The following is a 17,407-nucleotide window of genomic DNA, read 5'->3' as shown; positions in this document are numbered from 1 at the left end:
GAGCAAAACAGGGAGTATTTGAATAGAATGACGACCCAGCAGAAGAAGACTTCCTCGGCACGCCATGGCTTCAAGACCGGCGAGTCGATCGTATACCCTGCCCATGGCGTGGGTACCATCACCACCATCGAAGAGCAAGAAGTCGCCGGCATGAAGCTCGAGCTTTTTGTTATCGATTTCGAAAAGGACAAGATGCGTCTGAAGGTTCCGGTTGCCAAGGCCGTGAGCATCGGGATGCGCAAGCTGTCCGAGACGGATTTTGTCGATCGCGCGCTGAAGGTCGTTCAAGGCAAGGCTCGCGTGAAGCGTACCATGTGGTCGCGTCGCGCTCAGGAATATGATGCCAAGATCAATTCCGGTGACCTGATCTCCATCGCTGAAGTCGTTCGCGACCTCTACCGCGCCGAGAACCAGCCGGAGCAGTCCTACTCCGAGCGTCAGCTCTATGAAGCTGCTCTCGATCGCATGGCACGCGAAATCGCTGCCGTGAACAAGATGTCCGAGACGGAGGCCGTTCGCCTTGTCGAGGTCAACCTTGCCAAGGGTCCCAAGCGCGGCAAGACGATCGAAGAAGACGATACTCAGGAAGAAGCGGCGTAAGTCGTTTCGACACTGTCATCAAAAAACCTCCGGCGAAAACCGGAGGTTTTTTTGTGGCTGACTTGTTCGGTTCGGTCGCCAGGGCAAAGAAAAACCCCGCCGAAGCGGGGTTTCCCAAAGACTGCCTTTAACCGTCAGTTCCGGTTTCCAAGGAAACGCAGAAGGAACAGGAAGAGGTTGATGAAGTCGAGGTAGAGACGCAGGGCGCCCATGATGGCGTTGCGGCCAGCCATCTCGCTCGAATTGCTCTCGTGGTAGGACTCCTTGATCGACTGCGTGTCATAGGCGGTCAGACCGGCAAAGATCAGCACGCCGATCACCGAGATCGCGAAGTCGAGGGCCGAGGAGGCCATGAAGAGGTTGACCAGCGAAGCGATGATCAGGCCGAAGAGACCCATCATCAGGAATGAGCCCATCGCCGACAGGTCACGCTTGGTGGTGTAGCCGTAAAGCGACAGGGCGCCGAAGGAGGCGGCCGTGACGAAGAAGGTCTGGACGATGCTTGCTCCCGTATAGATCAGGAAGATCGACGAAAGCGACAGGCCCATCATCGCGGCATAGACCCAGAAGGTCGTCTGTGCGGCTGCGACGCTCATCTTGTGGATCCTGAAGCTCAGGAAGAAGACCATGGCGACCGGTGCCAGGATGACCACCCACTTCAGCGGGCTCAGGAAGATCGCCTGGCCAAAGGCCGTAAGCTGACCGCCTGATACTGCCAACTGGAAGGTAGCGAAGGCTGCGATACCAGTGATGGCGAGGCCCAGTGCCATCAGGTTGTAGACCTTCAGCATATAGGCGCGCAGACCTTCGTCGATCATCGTGGCCGACTGGGTCTGGCCCTGACGGCTCTGATAGTTGCGAAGTTCGGACATGTTTTCCTCTCTCAAAGCTTCGAAAATGGACAGCGGAGCCCGGATTGGCTCCCGCGCCGCTGCGAAGCCCAGCATGCGTGCTTTCAATATGAGAGGTTCCCGTGTCTACGACAAGGGCCACAATCTTAAATCGCCGTAATACTGCAGGCGGCGGGGCAAGGCCCGCCGCTCTTGGCCTCAAAGCTCGCGAAGAACAGGAGCGGCTTTCTGCCCGAGGATGCGCCAGGTTCCGGCGAGCCCGATGCCGATCGTGACCACCAGCGCTATGACAAGGGTCATCGCGGCCACATCGGGCAGGAAGCTGGACGGCAGTTTCATGATCTGGCTGAGCACGAACCATGCGATGCCGCCACCGGCAATGAGCGCGAAGATCGCGGTGGCTGCGCCGAGCAGCATGTACTCGTAGGTGAAGGCGCGGATCAGCATGGCGCGGGTCGCCCCCAGCGTCTTCAGGATCACGGCGTCATGGGTGCGTGCCCGGTTGCCGGCTGCGAGCGCCCCCGACAGAACCAGCACCGATGCAATCAACGCGATGGCAGCGGCTGCACGGATCGCCGTTGCCAACTGTCCGACGAGGCGATCGACGACATCGAGCGCATCCTTTACCCTCACGGTCGTGATTGTCGGGAACTGCTGCGTGACCGATCGCAGGATCGAGGCTTCCTCGGCGGCGGTCGCATCCTGGTCGATCAGCGTCGCCAACCAGGCATGGGGAGCGCCGGCAAAGGTGTTCGGCGAGAACACCATGACGAAGTTCATCGACAGGCTTTCCCATTCGACGGTGCGGAAATTGGCGATCTTCGCCGTGATGTTGCGCCCGAGCACATTGATGGTGATCGTGTCGCCGATCTTCAGTCCCAGTTCGCGCCCTTCCTGCTCGGCGAAGGAAACGAGAGCCTCGCCTTCATAGCCGTCGGCCCACCACTCGCCTTCGGTCAAGGTGCTGTTTTCCGGCACGTTTCGCGCATAAGTCAGACCGCGATCGCCGCGCAGAACCCAGCGGCCTTCCGGCGGCACCTCGACCTTGGCGACATCGGTGCCGTTGAGCTCGACGATACGGCCGCGCAACATCGGTACCTCGATCAGCTTGCCCTCGGGCGCCATGCCTTCAACGAGATTGCGGAAGCCGTCGATCTCGCCGCTCTGGATGTCGACGAAGAAGAAGTTCGGTGCCCTTTCCGGCAGATTGCCGGTCAGTTCTCGCCGCAGATTGCCATCGATCAGCGCCAGCGCCACGAGCAGGCTGAGGCCAAGGCCGAGCGACAGGGTGACTGCAGGGGTCAAAGCGCCCGGGCGGTGAATGTTGCCGACCGCAAGCCTGAGTGCCGCCGAATTGATGCGCGGGCTGCGTTTCGCAAGCCAGGCGATGCCCATGGCAACCACACGGAGCAGCACAAATCCAGCCGCCATGGCGCCTAGGAAGATCGTCGCGATCCGCTGTTGTTCGGAGGTGAAGATGGCAAGAGCTGCCAATGCGGCAAGCGCCAGAGCCATGGCGAGAAGGTAAGGCCAGGAGGGCAGGCCTGACGCCTCAAAGCCCTGCTCGCGGAACAGGGCTGTCGCCGGCACCTTGCGGGCATGGCCCAGCGGCAGGATGGCAAAGGCAAAGGTGACGAGCATGCCGAAGAGGGCCGCGAGCAGAAGGGCGCGTGGGTAAAGCGTCGCTTCGGCGGAGATCGGCAGGATGCCGGAGAGATAATTTGCAACGATCGGGGGTGCGATTGCGCCGAGGACCAAGCCGGCGAGAATGCCGACGGACGCCACAAGCGTGATCTGGATCAGATAGACCATGACAACGACCGAGGCGGGTGCGCCGACGCATTTCAGTGTGGCGATCACGGTTCGCTTGGAATCGAGGAAGGCGCGAACGGCATTGGCAACGCCGACGCCGCCAACCACGAGCGCGGTCAGGCCGACCAGGGTCAGGAATTGCGAGAAGCGCTCGACATTTTCAGTCAGGGCAGGAGCTGCCCGATCACTGCTGCGGATCGACCAGCCTGCCGTCGGATATTCGGCTTGAGCGCGTTCGCGAATGGCTTGCGCCGACGGTGCGGGGTCAGTGTAGCGGATCTTGTAGGCGTGTTCGACGAGGCTGCCGGTCGCCACGAGGCCGCTGGCGAAGAGCCCTTCGCGGCTCGTCAGAAAGCGCGGCGCAAAACCGAAGCCATCGGATATAGCATCCGGCTCGGTGACGATGGTGCCACTGATCCTGAATCGGCTATTGCCGACCAGCAGTTCGTCGCCGACCTTCATATTCATCCGCTCAAGCAGGAGCGGGGCGACAACCGCGCCATAAGCGCCATTGTCCGCAACGAGCAATTCGGAAAGTGGCTGGTCGGGGTCGGCGATCAGTCTGCCATAGAGCGGATAAGCCTCATCAACGGCCTTGATTTCGACGAGCGACTGATCCGATCCGTCGGGCAGGCGCGCCATGGAGCGCAGGTTGGTGGTGACCGAGACAGTGCCGAAACCTTCGAGGAAGGCCAGTTCGTCCGATGTCGCCTCGCGATTGTCGAGTTCGAAGCGAACGTCACCTGCCAGAAGCGTCCGTCCCTCCGAGGAAATCGCATTGGTGATCGCCGTCGAAACGGAGTTCACGGCTGCGATCGCGCCAGTGCCAAGTGCAATGCAGGCGAGGAAAATGTAGAAGCCGCTCAGGCCGCCACGCAGTTCGCGCAGAGCTATACGGAAAGCGATGGACAGACGGGTGCCGAAGGACGTCATGCGGACACCGAAGCGAGACGGGTCTGCTCGGTTCGGCTGTCGCCGGCGATGCGGCCGGATGCCACCTTGATCTGCCGGGTGCAGCGGGCGGCAAGCGACGGATCGTGCGTGACGAGGATCAGTGTCATGCCGCGTTCCTGCTGCTTGGAAAACAGAAGGTCGGCAATCTGCCGGCCGGTCTCCGTGTCGAGGTTTCCTGTCGGCTCATCGGCGATCAGAACAGCCGGCGAGGGAGCCAATGCACGTGCGATTGCCACGCGTTGTTGCTCGCCACCGGACAATTGGCCGGGATAGTGGCTGAGACGCTCGCCGAGACCGACGGATTCGAGCTCCTTGCGTGCGATGTCGAAGGCGCCCTTCACATTCGCGAGTTCCAGGGGGACGGCGACATTCTCAAGCGCCGTCATGTTGGCAATCAGGTGGAAGGACTGGAAGACGATGCCGATGTTCTTGCCGCGGAAATCGGCGAGCCGATCCTCGCTCAGCGTGTGAAGCGGCGTGTTGCGAACGTGGATCTCGCCGCTGTCGAGGCGTTCCAGTCCGGCCAGCACCATCAAAAGCGTCGACTTGCCGGAGCCTGACGGCCCGACGATACCGACGGCTTCGCTCTCCGCGATCGACAGGTCGATGCTCTTCAAAACGTGAACGGAGGCTGCAGCGTTGCCAAGGGTGAGATCGGCGCTTTTCAGTTCAATGATGCTGTTTCTCACACTCGACCATCCTATATCTGGCAAGACGAAGCTTCGCCGCAGTGCGGCATTCCCAGCAATCTAGGAAAGGCCCCATGACTTTTAAAGCTCAGTTCCTTCATTTCGCCGTGATCCTGCTGGCGGTCATTGCCGGTACGCGGATTGCTGCGGCCGAGCCTTTGCAGCTTGTCGGCCTCGGTGACAGCCTGATGGCCGGATATCAGCTGCCGCAGGGAGATGCGCTGCCGGCCCAGCTTCAGCGTCAGCTGGTAGCCAAGGGGCACGACGTCGTCATTACCAATGCAGGCGTATCCGGCGATACCACCTCAGGCGGCCTGTCACGTGTCGACTGGTCTGTGCCCGAGGGAACCGATGGCGTCATTCTCGAACTCGGAGCCAATGATGCCTTGCGGGGGATCCCGCCGGAGCAGACCGAGAAGAACCTGGAGCAGATCATCATCCGGCTTAAAGAGCGCAATATCCCGATCCTGCTCGTGGGTATGCTGGCGCCGCCGAATATGGGTGATGACTACGGCCAGAGGTTCAATGCGATCTATCCACGGCTTGCCGAAAAGTACGCCCTGCCGCTTTACCCCTTTGTGCTCGACGGCGTCATCACCGAACGCAGCCTCCTGCTCGACGATGGAATGCATCCCAATACCGAGGGGCTGAAGCTCATGGCCGAGCGCATGCTGCCCCTCGCCGAATCTTGGGTGGCCGGCATCAAGGGGCAGGCAAACTAAACGCTTGCGCCTGATGTCATTGCATGATTCGCTGTGAGCACCTGCAAAAGATTCGGGGAGCGCTCCATGCCGAGATTGTTCACTGCCCTCGAAATTCCGCGCAGCGCAGCAATGAGCCTTTCATTGCTGCGCGGTGGTCTCCCCGGGGCTCGCTGGATCGATGTGGAGAATTACCACATCACGCTGCGCTTCATCGGTGATGTGGATGGCCGAACGGCGGACGAAGTCGTCGACAGGCTCGATCGGATCGAGCGCCCCGAGTTTTCCCTGAGTTTGAACGGTATCGGATCCTTCGGTTCAAAGAAGCCGCATTCGATTTGGGCAGGTGTCTCCCCGGCTCCGGAACTCTTCGCGCTGCAAGGAGAGATCGAGCGCATTTGCCAGCGCATCGGCTTGCCGCCGGACCCGCGCAAGTTCACCCCGCACGTGACACTTGCCCGCTTGAAGGCCTCACGCCTCGATGACGTCGTTCACTACCTGAGCGGTCGCGGCAACTTTCATACAATGCCATTCGGCGTTGGACGCTTCGTGCTCCTGTCGTCCCGGGAATCCGTAGGCGGCGGTCCCTATCTCACCGAGGAGATTTTCCCTCTCTATGAGACGGGTGGCTACTCGAATTTCGAGACGACCGCGCTGCAGCCCGAAAAGAGCATGCTGTAGACACGCTCGAAATCCTCGATTTCACCGTAGTAGGGGTCGGGCACATCTTCTTGTGTCCCGAATGCGAGCTCGGCGAAGAGATGCAGGCTGGCTGTCGCGTTTTGCGGTCGAAGCGACTGCAGCCTGGCCAGATTGCTTCTGTCCATGGCGACCACCAGATCGAACCTGTCGAAGTCCTGCGGCTGCACTTGACGGGCTCGCTGCCGGGAGATGTCGATCCCGTTTGTCGCCGCGACCTTGATCGACCGCCGATCCGGTGGATTGCCGACATGCCAGTTGCCAATTCCGGCCGAGGCGATCACGGGCTTTTCGCTGGTCCCTGCGGTGAGGTGGCGGTAGATTCCTTCTGCCAGCGGTGACCGGCAAATGTTGCCCAGGCAGACGAAGAGAATGGATGGTGCCGGCATCGGTCGATCCAGAAGGAGGAGTTTCAGCATGAAATACGAGAAACTGGATACGACGTCCATTGCCGCGCGGTTGGAGGAGTTGCATGGCTGGGCGCTGGGGCGTGATGGTGCCGTAATCGAGAAACACTTCGTCTTCCGCGATTTTCGCCAGGCCTTCGGCTTCATGGCGGAAAGTGCGCTGGCGGCCGAGAAGCTCGATCATCACCCGGAATGGTTCAACGTCTATAAAAAGGTCGATGTGACCCTCACCACCCATTCTGCCGGTGGGGTGACGGAACTCGATTTCAAGCTCGCCGTTCTCATGGATCTGGCGGCTGTCCGAAACGGGTGACGGTAATTGAAATTCCAGGCTGCCATTCACATATGATTGATCGGGTCCGAACGAAAGGATCGATGGGCTATGGATGACGTGAAGATCGGTGAGATCCTGCTTCCCGGCGATGAGAAGACGCAGGAGAAGCAGGAAGCGAAGGTTCGTAGCCGTTTCTGGCCGACCTTCAAAAAGGCTGCCCGGCAGATACCGTTTTCGCGGGATCTGGTGGCCGCTTATTACTGTGCCACGGACCGTGAGACACCGTTTCGCGTCCGGGGAATCCTGCTGGCTGCACTCGGCTACTTTGTCCTGCCAATCGATATGATCCCTGACATGCTTGTTGTCGTCGGCTTCACTGATGACATTGCTGTGCTGACAACGGCCATCGCCCTGATTAACAGGCACATCAAGGATCGGCACTACGATGCTGCCGATGCGGCCCTCGCTGAACATGAGTTGCCCGCCTAAACGATTTTGTGGCTGCTCTGGTCTCCAGACAGCCCAACTCTTGCCTTTTTCTTTCCTTCTACATCGTCGGCAGGACCGAGGTCCCAAAACCGTTTTATGCCGGATTTCGGGGCGCCAGACGGAATGTCGACACCGAATGTGACAACAAGGCGTGCGTCGTTCATCGTTTGGTAAGGTAAATTAAGTCAAACTGAACACAGGTTTTGACGATGAGCGCCCGGTCGCATGGCTGGGTGATGGATGGAAACAACCGGCAGGAAGACATGTTCGTAAGAAGTAGCGTAACCGCACTGGCAATCCTCCTGGCGAGCAGCGGGCTCGCCAACGCGCAATCGCCCACGCGAATCGAGCAGTTCAGGGCCTGGGGTGCCTACTCCTACAAGTCGAATGGCGGCACCGTGTGCTACGTGCTTTCCGTTCCGACGGCGAAGGAGCCGGCGAGTGTCAATCATGGCGACATCTTCTTTGTCGTCTCGCAGCGCCCGGGTCAGAACATCTCGTATGAGCCTCAGGCTATGATGGGTTACCCGATGAAGGGCGACTCCAAGGTCAATGTGACGATCGACAACAAGAACTTCGTGCTGTTCGTCAAGGACAGCTCGGCATGGGTTGAAAACGCAGCCGAAGAACCGGCACTCGTCGCCGCCATGAGGGGCGGTTCGACCATGACCGTCAAGGCGACTTCGGCTCGTGGTACGGCCACAAGCTACACTTACTCGCTTTCGGGTATCTCTGCCGCGCTGCAGAAGATCCAGAACTGCAGGTAAGTCTGCATTGCCTGTTTGGTTTGGGGGGCCGGCGAAACATCGCCGGCCTCCTTCATTTTTGCATGACCACCCTTCATGGGGTCGGGGTGACGGAAGGCAAAAAAGCTGCTATTGGCCGCTGCAAATGAAGGCGATGGGTCCTTGGCCCTGTTCGCAAGTTCCGTGAATCCATATCTGCCAGGCGGTAAGCGCTCCATCCGAGCGTCCTTCTCCCTATGGTCCAGAGGTCCAGACGATGACTGTCACCGTGACGCTTCCAGAGCGTAGCCAGACTGCGGCCCCGGTTCGCCCGGCCGCTTCCCTCGAGAAGCCGAGCCTGATCGGCCTCGATCGTGAAGCCTTGGGCGCTGCTCTGCGGGACAAGGGTGTGCCCGAGAAGCAGATCAAGATGCGCGTGGCGCAGATCTGGAACTGGCTTTATGTGCGCGGCGTCTCCGACTTCGACCACATGGTGAATGTCTCCAAGGACATGCGCGCAATGCTGAAGACGCATTTCACCATCGCGCGCCCGGAGATCGTCGAAGAGCAGGTCTCTAACGACGGCACGCGCAAGTGGCTGCTGCGCTTTCCTCCGCGCGGTGCCGGCCGTCCGGTCGAAGTGGAAAGCGTCTATATCCCGGAAGAGGGCCGCGGCACGCTCTGCATCTCGAGCCAGGTCGGCTGCACGCTCACCTGTTCCTTCTGTCACACCGGCACCCAGAAGCTGGTGCGCAATCTGACGGCCGAGGAAATTCTCTCGCAGCTTCTGCTTGCCCGCGATCGCCTCGGCGATTTCCCGGACCGCGAGATCCCCGTCGGCACCATGATGCCGTCGAGCGATCGCAAGATCACCAATGTCGTCATGATGGGCATGGGCGAGCCGCTCTACAATTTCGAAGAGGTGAAGAAGGCGCTGCTGATCGCGACTGATGGCGACGGCCTGTCGCTGTCCAAGCGTCGCGTCACGCTGTCGACCTCGGGCGTCGTGCCGGAGATCTACCGGACCGGCGAAGAGATCGGTGTGATGCTGGCGATCTCGCTGCATGCGGTGCGCGATGAGCTCCGCGACATGCTGGTGCCGATCAACAAGAAGTATCCGCTGAAGGAGCTGATCGAGGCCTGTCGCAACTATCCGGGCCTGTCGAATGCCCGCCGTATCACCTTCGAATATGTGATGCTGAAGGACGTGAACGACAGCCTCGAGGATGCCAAGGGTCTGATCCAGTTGCTCAAGGGCGTGCCGGCCAAGATCAATCTGATCCCGTTCAATCCCTGGCCGGGCACGAACTACCAGTGCTCAGACTGGGCGCAGATCGAGAAGTTTGCCGACTTCATCAACCAGGCCGGTTTCGCATCGCCGATCCGCACACCGCGTGGCCGCGATATCCTTGCTGCCTGCGGCCAGCTGAAGTCGGAATCGGAGCGTATGCGCAAGACCGAGCGTCTGGCGTTTGAAGCGATGATGATCGCCAATCACGGCGAAGACGACGATTGAGGGTGAGGCGGGGCCGCTGTCCCGCCGTGCAGCTTACTTGGCCTGAGTCATGAAGATCTTCACCGCGAAGATCGAGAAGACACCTGCGAAGGTGTAGTCGATGCCACGCAGCACCTTGCGGTTCGCCTGCAGCCAGCTCGACATGAAATCCGCGCCATAGACGATGCCGATGCCGATCGGCAGCGACAGGATGATCGACCAGAGACCGAGGAAGATCAGCTTGCCCGTCACATGAGGGTCGCTAGCGGTGACGAATTGCGGCAGGAAGGTCATGAAAAAGATGATGACCTTGGGGTTCAAGAGATTGACCCAGAGCCCGTTCAGGAAGGCGCCCTTCTTCGAGACGACCACATCACCATCCGCCTTGATGACAAAGTTCGAGCCGTGCCTGATAGCCTGAAGCGCCAGCCAGAGCAGATAGGCAGCGCCACCGGTCTTCAGGAGCATGAAGGCCGTCGGCGAGGCAACGATAAGCGCCGAGATGCCGAAGGCGACCAGCAGGGTGTGGATCGAGATCCCGAAGCTTGTGCCGGCAAGCGTCATCAGACCGATCGCGCGACCATCGCGCAGTGAGCGGCTGATCCACAGCGTCATGTCGGGACCGGGCGTAATGGCGAGGAGAAGGAGCGCCAGGCTGAAGGCGAGAAAGACGGGAAGGCTCGGGATGAAATCCATGGTGGTCACCGCATGATGAAGCACCCGCGACCTGCGGGAACTTCATCCTTAACGGCCTTCACCGACCTTGCCAATCAGCCTTTGGGGACGGACAGGTAGGTCTTGAAGGCGTCGGCATGTTCGGGATGCCAGCGCGACAGCGGCGGGCGGTTCTCGATGATGTCGCCGGCAGCCCAGGCGATACGCTTCTCGTCGAGCGCACGGGTCACTTCATTGTCGGGGCAGAGGATGTAGAAATCGCCCGCAACGAGGCTTTGCAGCATGAAATCGACCGTTTCCTCCGGCGTCCACGCACCGGCTGGCTTCTCGGTGCGGCCGTTTGCCGTCAGACCCGTGAAGACGAAACCGGGGATCAGGAGATGGGCGGTGACATTGCAGTCTGGCGTGTTTCGCAGCTCGTGTTGAAGCGCCTCGGTGAAGGCCTTCACGCCGGCCTTGGAGACATTGTAGGCCGGATCGCCGGGCGGCGTGGTGATCCCCTGCTTGGAGCCGGTGTTGATGATGAGGGCCGCATCCTTGTGGGCGACCATGCCCGGACCGAAGGTGCGGGTGCCGTTGATCACGCCCATCAGGTTGACGCCGAGGACATTGTCCCAGTTGGCCTGCGGGCCGAACAGTGCGCTGCCCGGCTGGATCCCGGCATTGTTCATCAGCACGTGCACGCGCCCGAAGCGCTGGATGACGGCGCGCTCAAGGGATTCAAGTTCGTCCAATTTCGAAACGTCGGTGCCGATCGCCACGACATCGGCTTCGCCGCCGGCTGCAAGAGCTGTGACTTCTACGGCCGCGCTGGCCAGCCGGTCTCCCTCGAGATCGACGAGCACGACGCAGAGACCCATTTGCGCAAAGGCTGTCGCGGCCGCAAGGCCGATGCCCGAGGCGGCACCGGTGATGACGGCGACATGGCCTTTGACGAGTGCGGGATGCTGGGGCGTCATGGGCGAACTCCTTCAGAACCTGTAGTGTTGTGGCTGGTCGCGATATGGTATCCTGCCGGGACATCGTCAACGTGACAGCGCTCGATGGAGGCAAGGCTGCCCATGAACAAGGTTACGACCGTCACGGTCTCCGGGGAACTGGCGGAGTTCATCGAAGCCAAGATTTCTGCCGGGGAGTATGCCTCGGAAGCCGAGGTCATTGAGGCCGCGCTCGCCCTGTTGCGCGATGAGGTCGATGGTCTTGCCGCTATCCAGGCGGCCATTGAGGAGGGCGAGGCCTCTGGTGAGCCGCAGCCGTTTGACCCCAGGCGGTTTCTCGACGAAATGCACAGCAAATACGGAGCCTGATATGGCTGCCTACAGGCTTTCACCGCAAGCGCGGAGGGATCTTGAAGGCATATGGCGATATTCTTGGGAGCGTTGGTCTAAAGACCAGGCCGACCACTATTACATGGCGATCATCGAAGCGTTCGAAGATCTTGAGGCCGGACGAAAGGCTGGCAGACCCTTGGCTATCGCCAAGCGCGGCTATCTCAGTCTCGCCTGTGGATCCCACTTTATCATCTACGCGCAGCGAAAGCAGACTGTTGAAATTATCCGCATCCTCCACCAGCGCATGAATATCGGTCGCCATCTCTGACCCAGTTGCCTCCCGCCCTTGCACGCCAGCGGAATCTCGCTAAAAGTGCCGCCATTCTTGATCCAGGCGGGGTTTGAGCCTCGCTCCTTCCAGACGGAACATCGACATGGCACTCCCCAAAGACGTGAAGAAAGTCGTCCTCGCCTATTCCGGCGGTCTCGACACCTCGATCATCCTGAAATGGCTACAGACCGAACTCGGTGCTGAAGTGGTCACCTTCACTGCAGACCTCGGTCAAGGTGAAGAGCTCGAGCCGGCCCGCAAGAAGGCCGAGATGCTCGGCATCAAGGAGATCTTCATCGAGGACGTGCGCGAAGAATTCGTCCGCGATTTCGTCTTCCCGATGTTCCGCGCCAATGCCGTCTATGAAGGCGTCTATCTGCTCGGCACCTCGATTGCCCGTCCGCTGATCTCCAAGCACCTCATCGATATCGCCAAGAAGACCGGTGCCGATGCCATCGCCCACGGTGCGACCGGGAAGGGCAATGACCAGGTTCGCTTCGAACTCTCGGCCTATGCCCTGAACCCCGACATCAAGATCATCGCTCCCTGGCGCGACTGGGCCTTCAAGAGCCGCACGGACCTCCTGAACTTCGCCGAGCAGCACCAGATCCCGGTTGCCAAGGACAAGAAGGGCGAGGCGCCGTTCTCCGTCGACGCCAACCTCTTGCACTCCTCGTCCGAGGGCAAGGTTCTCGAGGATCCCTCGGTCGAAGCACCTGAATATGTGCATATGCGCACGATTTCGCCGGAAGCCGCCCCGGACAAGGCGACCATCATCAAGATCGGCTTCGAAAAGGGCGATGCCGTCTCGATCAACGGCGTGCGCATGAGCCCGGCAACCCTCTTGGCCGAACTCAACTCCTATGGCCGCGATAACGGCATCGGTCGCCTCGACCTCGTCGAGAACCGCTTCGTCGGCATGAAGTCGCGCGGCGTCTACGAGACCCCCGGCGGCACGATCCTGCTTTCGGCCCATCGTGCGATCGAATCGATCACCCTCGACCGTGGTGCTGCCCACCTCAAGGATGAGATCATGCCGCGCTACGCCGAGCTGATCTATTACGGCTTCTGGTTCTCCCCCGAGCGCGAGATGCTGCAGGCCCTGATCGACAAGAGCCAGGAGCATGTCGAAGGCGAAGTGACGCTGAAGCTCTACAAGGGCAATGTCATGGTCATCGGCCGTGAATCGGCAAAGTCGCTTTATTCCGACCAGCTCGTCACGTTCGAAGACGACCAGGGCGCCTACGACCAGAAGGATGCAGCCGGCTTCATCAAGCTGAACGCGCTGCGTCTGCGCACGCTCGCCAAGCGCAATTTCGGCAAGTAAGCCAGCTCATGTATTCAAGATCGCCTGTCTCCCCGTTTGGGGAGGCGGGCTTTTTCATGCCTGGCGTTCGAGGTGGCGGAGCCAGAAGAAACCGGCGACAGCGCTCAACTCCATGAAGGGTATGATGATGCCGAAGGCGGTCAAGGGATCGCCGATCGACGCGGCTGCCACACCGCCGGCAAAGCCTGCGCTCATCTGTAGGAAGCCTGTCAAGGCGGATGCCGATCCTGCAATATGCGGGAAGGGTGCCATGCTCGTCGTCACGACATGAGGGCTCAGGAAAGCGAGACCGAAGGTGCAGATGGCCACCGGGGCCATGACGGAAAGGAAAAAGGGCGGCACGGATGCGACCGAGAGCGCCATGATGACAGCACCGCTGCCGCAGAGGGCGATGCCTATCCGCGACGCCGTCAGCCCGGAAATCCTGCGGGAAACGAGCTTCAGGGTCAGTGATCCTGTCAGATATGCGCCCGATTGCATCAGCATGCCCAGGCCAAACGCGGTCGGTGTCAGGCCGACCTCGTTGATGAGGACGAAGGGCAGCATGGTCGACTGCGCATAGAGCGCGCCGATGGTGCCACTCAGGACGAGCGATGCTGCGAGGAAGCGGGCATTGCCGGCGACCTCCAGATAGTTGCGCAGCAACTGGGCAGGGCGGAGGCGTCCAAGATCTGGAATGATCGTTTCTTTCAGCAGCAGCATGGTAAAGCCCACGGCCATGGCGCCGAAGCCAACCATCAGCAGGAAAACCGCATTCCAGCCGAAGGCCGCGAGGGTCAGGCCACCGAGGGTTGGTCCCATGGCCGGACCGACCGCGAGGAAGATGCCGATCGTATTGAGAATGCGGGCGGCATCCGCGCCGGTATAGAGGTCTCGCACGATCGCGCGCCCGACGACAACGCCGACGGAAGCGCCGATGCCTTGCACAAGGCGCGCGGCGAGGATGAACTCCACGCTTGGGGCAAGCGTCGCCAGCAGTGAGCCTGCGAGATAGATTGCCAGAAAGATCAAGGTCGCCTTCTTGCGTCCGAGGGCATCGGCGAGGGGGCCTGCGACCAGCTGGGCAAGGGCGAAGCCAGCAAAGAACATCGAGAGGCTGAGCTTGATTGCCGCATCGGTCGTGCCGAAAGCGCGCACCAGCTCCGGCATCGCCGGCGTGTAGATTGCCATGGAGATGGGGCCGAGCGTGGTCAGGAACGCACCGAGAAAGGTGGTGCGACGCTCGCTCATGCGCAGTGGGGTCATCAGTCATTGTCCGGCATCAAGAAGAAAGGCGCCACTGCGGCGCCTCCTGCTGATGACTTAGTGCGATTGTGGTCCGGGATCGAGTGCCAGTTGTCGCTTCCTGCGCAATCAGGTCGATTTCGAAAAGAAATCGAGAACTTTCGCATAGGAGCCCGCCATGTCCATGTCGCCGATCATCTCGGCAAGCGACTGTTGAGTGCGGTAGTATTCGGCATAGTCGAAATGGGAATCGTCGGTCAGTGTCGACAGATCCATCATGTTGCCGTTGCGATCAACGATCTGCAAAGGCAGCTCCGTCGAGAGCTCGCGATAGGTGTCGGCATCGATCTCTTCTCGTTGAAAACTCTCCGAAGCAATCTCGCGCAAGCGACGCGGTGTCATGCTGGCGAAGACCGACAACGCCTCTTCGAAAACCTCGGTTTCCTTCGAGTTTGCTATCTTGGGCGAAAGCTCAGGCATGCCGACATTGGATTGCGGGCTGCTTTCTTTGACGCGAAGGGAGTATGCGCCTACCGGTTGGATCGGAAAGATTTCCATGGCCGTGACCGTCCTTTCATAGGATGTATCGATCTATGTTCTTATTCGAAACTACGTCAATTAGCGGCTGAACCCTTGGTGGAAAAATCTGGCCTTGTTCACCGATTTTTGCGTGCTCACCCATGTCTTGCCGGGATAACATGGTGGAAAATCATTGCTTCGCCCGTTTGCGGTGCGATGCGTCAGGAGGTTTTCACATGGTTCAGTCGTCTGTTTTCAATCCCGCCGTCACCGATTGGCAGGGGCCGTTTGGCCTGCCGCAATTCGAGAAGGTCGGCGACGACGACTACGCACCGGCTTTTGAAGCGGCGCTGAAGGAGCATGACGCAGAAATCGATGCGATCGCGGAGAATCCTGAACCGGCGACTTTCGCAAACACGATCGTTGCGCTGGAGATCGCAGGTGACGCGCTTTCTCGAGTGTCGGCCCTGTTCTGGAATCGGGCCGGTGCCCATACCAATCCCGGGATTCAGGCTCTGGAGCGCGAGATCGCGCCGAAGATGTCTCGCCACTATTCCAAGATTGGCATGAACGCGGCGCTGTTCCGCCGTATCGACGACCTCTGGACGCGCCGGGCGGATCTTGGGCTTTCGGTTGAACAGACGCGCGTTTTGGAGCGCCATTGGAAGGGTTTCGTGAAAGCGGGTGCCAAGCTGCCGAAGGCCGAGCAGGAGCGGCTGGCGGCGATCAACGAACGGCTGGCGAGCCTCGGTGCCAGTTTCGGGCAGAATGTTCTCGGCGACGAATCGTCGTGGACCCTGCCGCTTGTCGGGGAAGAGGATCTCGCCGGTATTCCCGCCTTCCTGCGCGACGCCATGGCGTCTGCCGCTGCCGCCCATGGCGGCGGACACGCCCACGTGGTGACGCTGTCGCGCTCGATCATCGAGCCCTTCCTCACGTTTTCCGAGCGCCGCGACTTGCGCGAGATCGCCTTCAAGGCCTGGACCTCGCGTGGCATCAAGGGCGGCGCTACCGACAACCGGGAAATCGTCAAGGAAACTCTGGCGCTCAGGGCCGAGAAGGCGGCTCTGCTCGGTCACAAGGACTATGCGTCCTACAAGCTCGACAACACGATGGCGAAGACACCGGAAGCGGTGAACGGTCTCCTGATGCAGGTCTGGGAAAAGGCGGTCTCTCAGGCGCGCGCCGAAGAGGCCGAGCTTGCCGCCTTGATTGCCGAAGAGGGAAAGAACCACGAGGTAGCGCCGTGGGACTGGCGCCACTATGCCGAAAAGCTCCGGGCCCAGAAGTTCAATTTCTCCGAAACCGAGCTGAAGCCCTATCTGCAGCTCGAAAAGATCATCGAGGCCTGCTTCGACGTTGCGGGCCGGCTCTTTGGCATCCGCGCCGTGCCGCTCACGAATGTGGTTGGCTATCATCCTGACGTGCGCGTCTTCGAGATCCGCGACCGGAACGACAAGCTGGTGGCGCTGTTCCTCGGAGACTATTTCGCCCGTTCGTCGAAGCGCTCCGGGGCCTGGATGAGCAGCTTCCAGGCGCAGCACCGGCTGCCGCTGAAGAACGGCCGCGAGGGTGAGCTGCCGATCATCTACAATGTCTGCAATTTCGCCAAGCCCGAGGCCGGTAAGCCGGCGCTTCTCTCGCTCGACGATGCCCGGACCCTCTTCCACGAGTTCGGCCACGCCGCGCATGGCATGCTGTCGGATGTCACTTATCCTTCCGTCTCCGGCACGGGCGTATCGCGTGACTTCGTCGAACTGCCGTCGCAACTCTACGAACACTGGCTGACGGTACCGGAAATCCTCAAGACCTATGCGGTCCACTACCAGACGGGCGAGCCGATGCCGCAAGCCCTGCTCGACAAGGTGCTCGCGGCCCGAACCTTCAACGCGGGCTTCAACACCGTCGAATTCACCTCGTCGGCGCTGGTCGACATGGCCTTCCACACAGGCGGGGCGGTCGAGGATCCGATTGCAGTCCAAACCGAGGTGCTCGAGAAGATCGGTATGCCCGCTTCGATCGTGATGCGCCACGCCACGCCGCACTTCCAGCATGTGTTTTCCGGCGACGGTTACTCTGCCGGCTACTATTCCTACATGTGGTCGGAAGTCCTCGATGCCGACGCCTTCTCGGCCTTCGAGGAGACCGGCAATCCCTTCGATCCAGAGATGGCGTCGAAGCTCAAGACCCACATTTATGCCTCGGGTGGATCGGTCGATCCGGAGGATGCCTACAAGGCGTTCCGCGGCAAACTGCCAAGTCCGGAGGCGATGCTGAAAAAGAAAGGGCTTGCTGCTTAAGCCCTGCAACGCACCCGAAATTTGCCGCCGGCGGTAACCATCGCCGGCGCATCGGGCGTTTCCC

At 60.4% G+C, this 17,407-nt stretch carries 19 protein-coding genes; 11 read left to right on the top strand and 8 right to left on the bottom strand.

The window, feature by feature from the left end; all coding sequences use genetic code 11:
- Window positions 1–27: 27 nt before the first annotated feature.
- A complete protein-coding gene (locus tag D4A92_RS05025) occupies window positions 28–600 on the top strand; it encodes a CarD family transcriptional regulator (RefSeq protein WP_054150347.1) in 573 nt (190 codons plus the stop codon).
- 134 nt (window positions 601–734) lie between these two features.
- On the opposite strand, the gene D4A92_RS05020 is transcribed toward D4A92_RS05025, so the two are convergent.
- From D4A92_RS05020 to D4A92_RS05010, 3 genes are all read right to left on the bottom strand, one after another.
- The gene (locus D4A92_RS05020) at window positions 735–1,472 is read right to left on the bottom strand and encodes a Bax inhibitor-1/YccA family protein (RefSeq protein ID WP_203018514.1); all 738 of its coding nucleotides are present in this window, start codon (window positions 1,470–1,472) and stop codon (window positions 735–737) included.
- A gap of 177 nt (window positions 1,473–1,649) precedes the next feature.
- Entirely contained in the window at window positions 1,650–4,196 is a 2,547-nt protein-coding gene (locus D4A92_RS05015; protein WP_203018512.1) for an ABC transporter permease, read from the bottom strand.
- The gene (locus tag D4A92_RS05010) at window positions 4,193–4,906 is read right to left on the bottom strand and encodes an ABC transporter ATP-binding protein (protein ID WP_006724419.1); all 714 of its coding nucleotides are present in this window, start codon (window positions 4,904–4,906) and stop codon (window positions 4,193–4,195) included. The genes D4A92_RS05015 and D4A92_RS05010 overlap by 4 nt, the downstream gene beginning before the upstream one ends.
- 74 nt (window positions 4,907–4,980) lie before the next feature.
- Here D4A92_RS05010 and D4A92_RS05005 point away from each other — a divergent pair, with 74 nt between their 5' ends.
- Window positions 4,981–5,628, top strand: coding sequence for an arylesterase (locus tag D4A92_RS05005; RefSeq protein ID WP_203018510.1), 648 nt, complete (start codon window positions 4,981–4,983; stop codon window positions 5,626–5,628).
- 66 nt (window positions 5,629–5,694) lie between these two features.
- Window positions 5,695–6,288 (top strand): RNA 2',3'-cyclic phosphodiesterase, encoded by a 594-nt coding sequence (gene thpR / locus D4A92_RS05000; RefSeq protein ID WP_203018508.1) that lies wholly within the window; start codon window positions 5,695–5,697, stop codon window positions 6,286–6,288.
- On the opposite strand, the gene D4A92_RS04995 is transcribed toward thpR, so the two are convergent.
- Window positions 6,237–6,695 carry a low molecular weight protein-tyrosine-phosphatase gene (locus D4A92_RS04995; RefSeq protein ID WP_203018505.1) on the bottom strand — a complete coding sequence of 153 codons (459 nt, stop codon included), beginning with the start codon at window positions 6,693–6,695 and terminating at the stop codon, window positions 6,237–6,239. The two genes, thpR and D4A92_RS04995, sit on opposite strands and share 52 nt — an antisense overlap.
- Window positions 6,696–6,723: 28 nt before the next feature.
- Here D4A92_RS04995 and D4A92_RS04990 point away from each other — a divergent pair, with 28 nt between their 5' ends.
- The 4 genes from D4A92_RS04990 (at window position 6,724) to rlmN (ending at window position 9,717) form a co-directional block, all read left to right on the top strand.
- Window positions 6,724–7,026 carry a 4a-hydroxytetrahydrobiopterin dehydratase gene (locus tag D4A92_RS04990; protein ID WP_203018503.1) on the top strand — a complete coding sequence of 101 codons (303 nt, stop codon included), beginning with the start codon at window positions 6,724–6,726 and terminating at the stop codon, window positions 7,024–7,026.
- 69 nt (window positions 7,027–7,095) lie between these two features.
- A complete protein-coding gene (locus D4A92_RS04985) occupies window positions 7,096–7,476 on the top strand; it encodes a YkvA family protein (protein WP_203018501.1) in 381 nt (126 codons plus the stop codon).
- A gap of 263 nt (window positions 7,477–7,739) precedes the next feature.
- Window positions 7,740–8,243 (top strand): invasion associated locus B family protein, encoded by a 504-nt coding sequence (locus D4A92_RS04980; RefSeq protein ID WP_203019837.1) that lies wholly within the window; start codon window positions 7,740–7,742, stop codon window positions 8,241–8,243.
- 235 nt (window positions 8,244–8,478) lie between these two features.
- Window positions 8,479–9,717, top strand: a complete 1,239-nt coding sequence (gene rlmN, locus D4A92_RS04975) for a 23S rRNA (adenine(2503)-C(2))-methyltransferase RlmN (RefSeq protein ID WP_203018499.1) — start codon at window positions 8,479–8,481, stop codon at window positions 9,715–9,717.
- Between the two features lie 33 nt (window positions 9,718–9,750).
- On the opposite strand, the gene D4A92_RS04970 is transcribed toward rlmN, so the two are convergent.
- A complete protein-coding gene (locus D4A92_RS04970; RefSeq protein WP_203018497.1) occupies window positions 9,751–10,392 on the bottom strand; it encodes a LysE family translocator in 642 nt (213 codons plus the stop codon).
- A gap of 74 nt (window positions 10,393–10,466) precedes the next feature.
- A complete protein-coding gene (locus D4A92_RS04965) occupies window positions 10,467–11,330 on the bottom strand; it encodes an SDR family NAD(P)-dependent oxidoreductase (protein WP_203018495.1) in 864 nt (287 codons plus the stop codon).
- Window positions 11,331–11,432: 102 nt separating this feature from the next.
- Between D4A92_RS04965 and D4A92_RS04960 the strand changes: the two genes are divergently transcribed.
- The 3 genes from D4A92_RS04960 to D4A92_RS04950 all read left to right on the top strand — a co-directional run bounded on the left by D4A92_RS04960 (window position 11,433) and on the right by D4A92_RS04950 (window position 13,300).
- Window positions 11,433–11,678, top strand: coding sequence for a type II toxin-antitoxin system ParD family antitoxin (locus D4A92_RS04960; protein WP_006724430.1), 246 nt, complete (start codon window positions 11,433–11,435; stop codon window positions 11,676–11,678).
- A 1-nt stretch (window position 11,679) separates the two neighbouring features.
- Window positions 11,680–11,970, top strand: coding sequence for a type II toxin-antitoxin system RelE/ParE family toxin (locus D4A92_RS04955; RefSeq protein ID WP_203018493.1), 291 nt, complete (start codon window positions 11,680–11,682; stop codon window positions 11,968–11,970).
- Window positions 11,971–12,076: 106 nt separating this feature from the next.
- On the top strand, window positions 12,077–13,300 hold the full coding sequence (locus tag D4A92_RS04950; RefSeq protein WP_203018492.1) for an argininosuccinate synthase: 1,224 nt from the start codon (window positions 12,077–12,079) through the stop codon (window positions 13,298–13,300).
- A 54-nt stretch (window positions 13,301–13,354) separates the two neighbouring features.
- Here the strand turns inward: D4A92_RS04950 and D4A92_RS04945 are convergent, their stop codons facing one another.
- Both D4A92_RS04945 and D4A92_RS04940 read right to left on the bottom strand, forming a co-directional pair.
- Window positions 13,355–14,545, bottom strand: coding sequence for a multidrug effflux MFS transporter (locus D4A92_RS04945; RefSeq protein WP_203018491.1), 1,191 nt, complete (start codon window positions 14,543–14,545; stop codon window positions 13,355–13,357).
- Window positions 14,546–14,653: 108 nt separating this feature from the next.
- Entirely contained in the window at window positions 14,654–15,082 is a 429-nt protein-coding gene (locus D4A92_RS04940; RefSeq protein ID WP_203018490.1) for a hypothetical protein, read from the bottom strand.
- Between the two features lie 197 nt (window positions 15,083–15,279).
- Between D4A92_RS04940 and D4A92_RS04935 the strand changes: the two genes are divergently transcribed.
- Window positions 15,280–17,343, top strand: coding sequence for a M3 family metallopeptidase (locus tag D4A92_RS04935; RefSeq protein WP_203018489.1), 2,064 nt, complete (start codon window positions 15,280–15,282; stop codon window positions 17,341–17,343).
- The last annotated feature ends 64 nt before the right edge of the window (window positions 17,344–17,407 follow it).

The sequence above is a fragment of the Rhizobium rosettiformans genome, from assembly GCF_016806065.1.
Taxonomy (GTDB): Bacteria; Pseudomonadota; Alphaproteobacteria; order Rhizobiales; family Rhizobiaceae; genus Allorhizobium.
Note: the sequence above shows the minus strand (reverse complement) of the source record. Positions and strands in the feature narration are given on the sequence as shown.

Coding starts and splice junctions, on each gene's coding strand:
- D4A92_RS04960 (WP_006724430.1), top strand. CDS start 11,433: ATGAACAAGGTTACGACCGTCACGGTCTCCGGGGAACTGGCGGAGTTC.
- D4A92_RS04955 (WP_203018493.1), top strand. CDS start 11,680: ATGGCTGCCTACAGGCTTTCACCGCAAGCGCGGAGGGATCTTGAAGGC.
- D4A92_RS05015 (WP_203018512.1), bottom strand. CDS start 4,196: ATGACGTCCTTCGGCACCCGTCTGTCCATCGCTTTCCGTATAGCTCTG.
- D4A92_RS05025 (WP_054150347.1), top strand. CDS start 28: ATGACGACCCAGCAGAAGAAGACTTCCTCGGCACGCCATGGCTTCAAG.
- D4A92_RS04940 (WP_203018490.1), bottom strand. CDS start 15,082: ATGGAAATCTTTCCGATCCAACCGGTAGGCGCATACTCCCTTCGCGTC.
- D4A92_RS04945 (WP_203018491.1), bottom strand. CDS start 14,545: ATGACCCCACTGCGCATGAGCGAGCGTCGCACCACCTTTCTCGGTGCG.
- D4A92_RS04970 (WP_203018497.1), bottom strand. CDS start 10,392: ATGGATTTCATCCCGAGCCTTCCCGTCTTTCTCGCCTTCAGCCTGGCG.
- D4A92_RS05005 (WP_203018510.1), top strand. CDS start 4,981: ATGACTTTTAAAGCTCAGTTCCTTCATTTCGCCGTGATCCTGCTGGCG.
- D4A92_RS05020 (WP_203018514.1), bottom strand. CDS start 1,472: ATGTCCGAACTTCGCAACTATCAGAGCCGTCAGGGCCAGACCCAGTCG.
- D4A92_RS04950 (WP_203018492.1), top strand. CDS start 12,077: ATGGCACTCCCCAAAGACGTGAAGAAAGTCGTCCTCGCCTATTCCGGC.
- D4A92_RS04965 (WP_203018495.1), bottom strand. CDS start 11,330: ATGACGCCCCAGCATCCCGCACTCGTCAAAGGCCATGTCGCCGTCATC.
- D4A92_RS04935 (WP_203018489.1), top strand. CDS start 15,280: ATGGTTCAGTCGTCTGTTTTCAATCCCGCCGTCACCGATTGGCAGGGG.
- D4A92_RS04980 (WP_203019837.1), top strand. CDS start 7,740: ATGTTCGTAAGAAGTAGCGTAACCGCACTGGCAATCCTCCTGGCGAGC.
- D4A92_RS04985 (WP_203018501.1), top strand. CDS start 7,096: ATGGATGACGTGAAGATCGGTGAGATCCTGCTTCCCGGCGATGAGAAG.
- D4A92_RS04995 (WP_203018505.1), bottom strand. CDS start 6,695: ATGCCGGCACCATCCATTCTCTTCGTCTGCCTGGGCAACATTTGCCGG.
- D4A92_RS04990 (WP_203018503.1), top strand. CDS start 6,724: ATGAAATACGAGAAACTGGATACGACGTCCATTGCCGCGCGGTTGGAG.
- thpR (WP_203018508.1), top strand. CDS start 5,695: ATGCCGAGATTGTTCACTGCCCTCGAAATTCCGCGCAGCGCAGCAATG.
- rlmN (WP_203018499.1), top strand. CDS start 8,479: ATGACTGTCACCGTGACGCTTCCAGAGCGTAGCCAGACTGCGGCCCCG.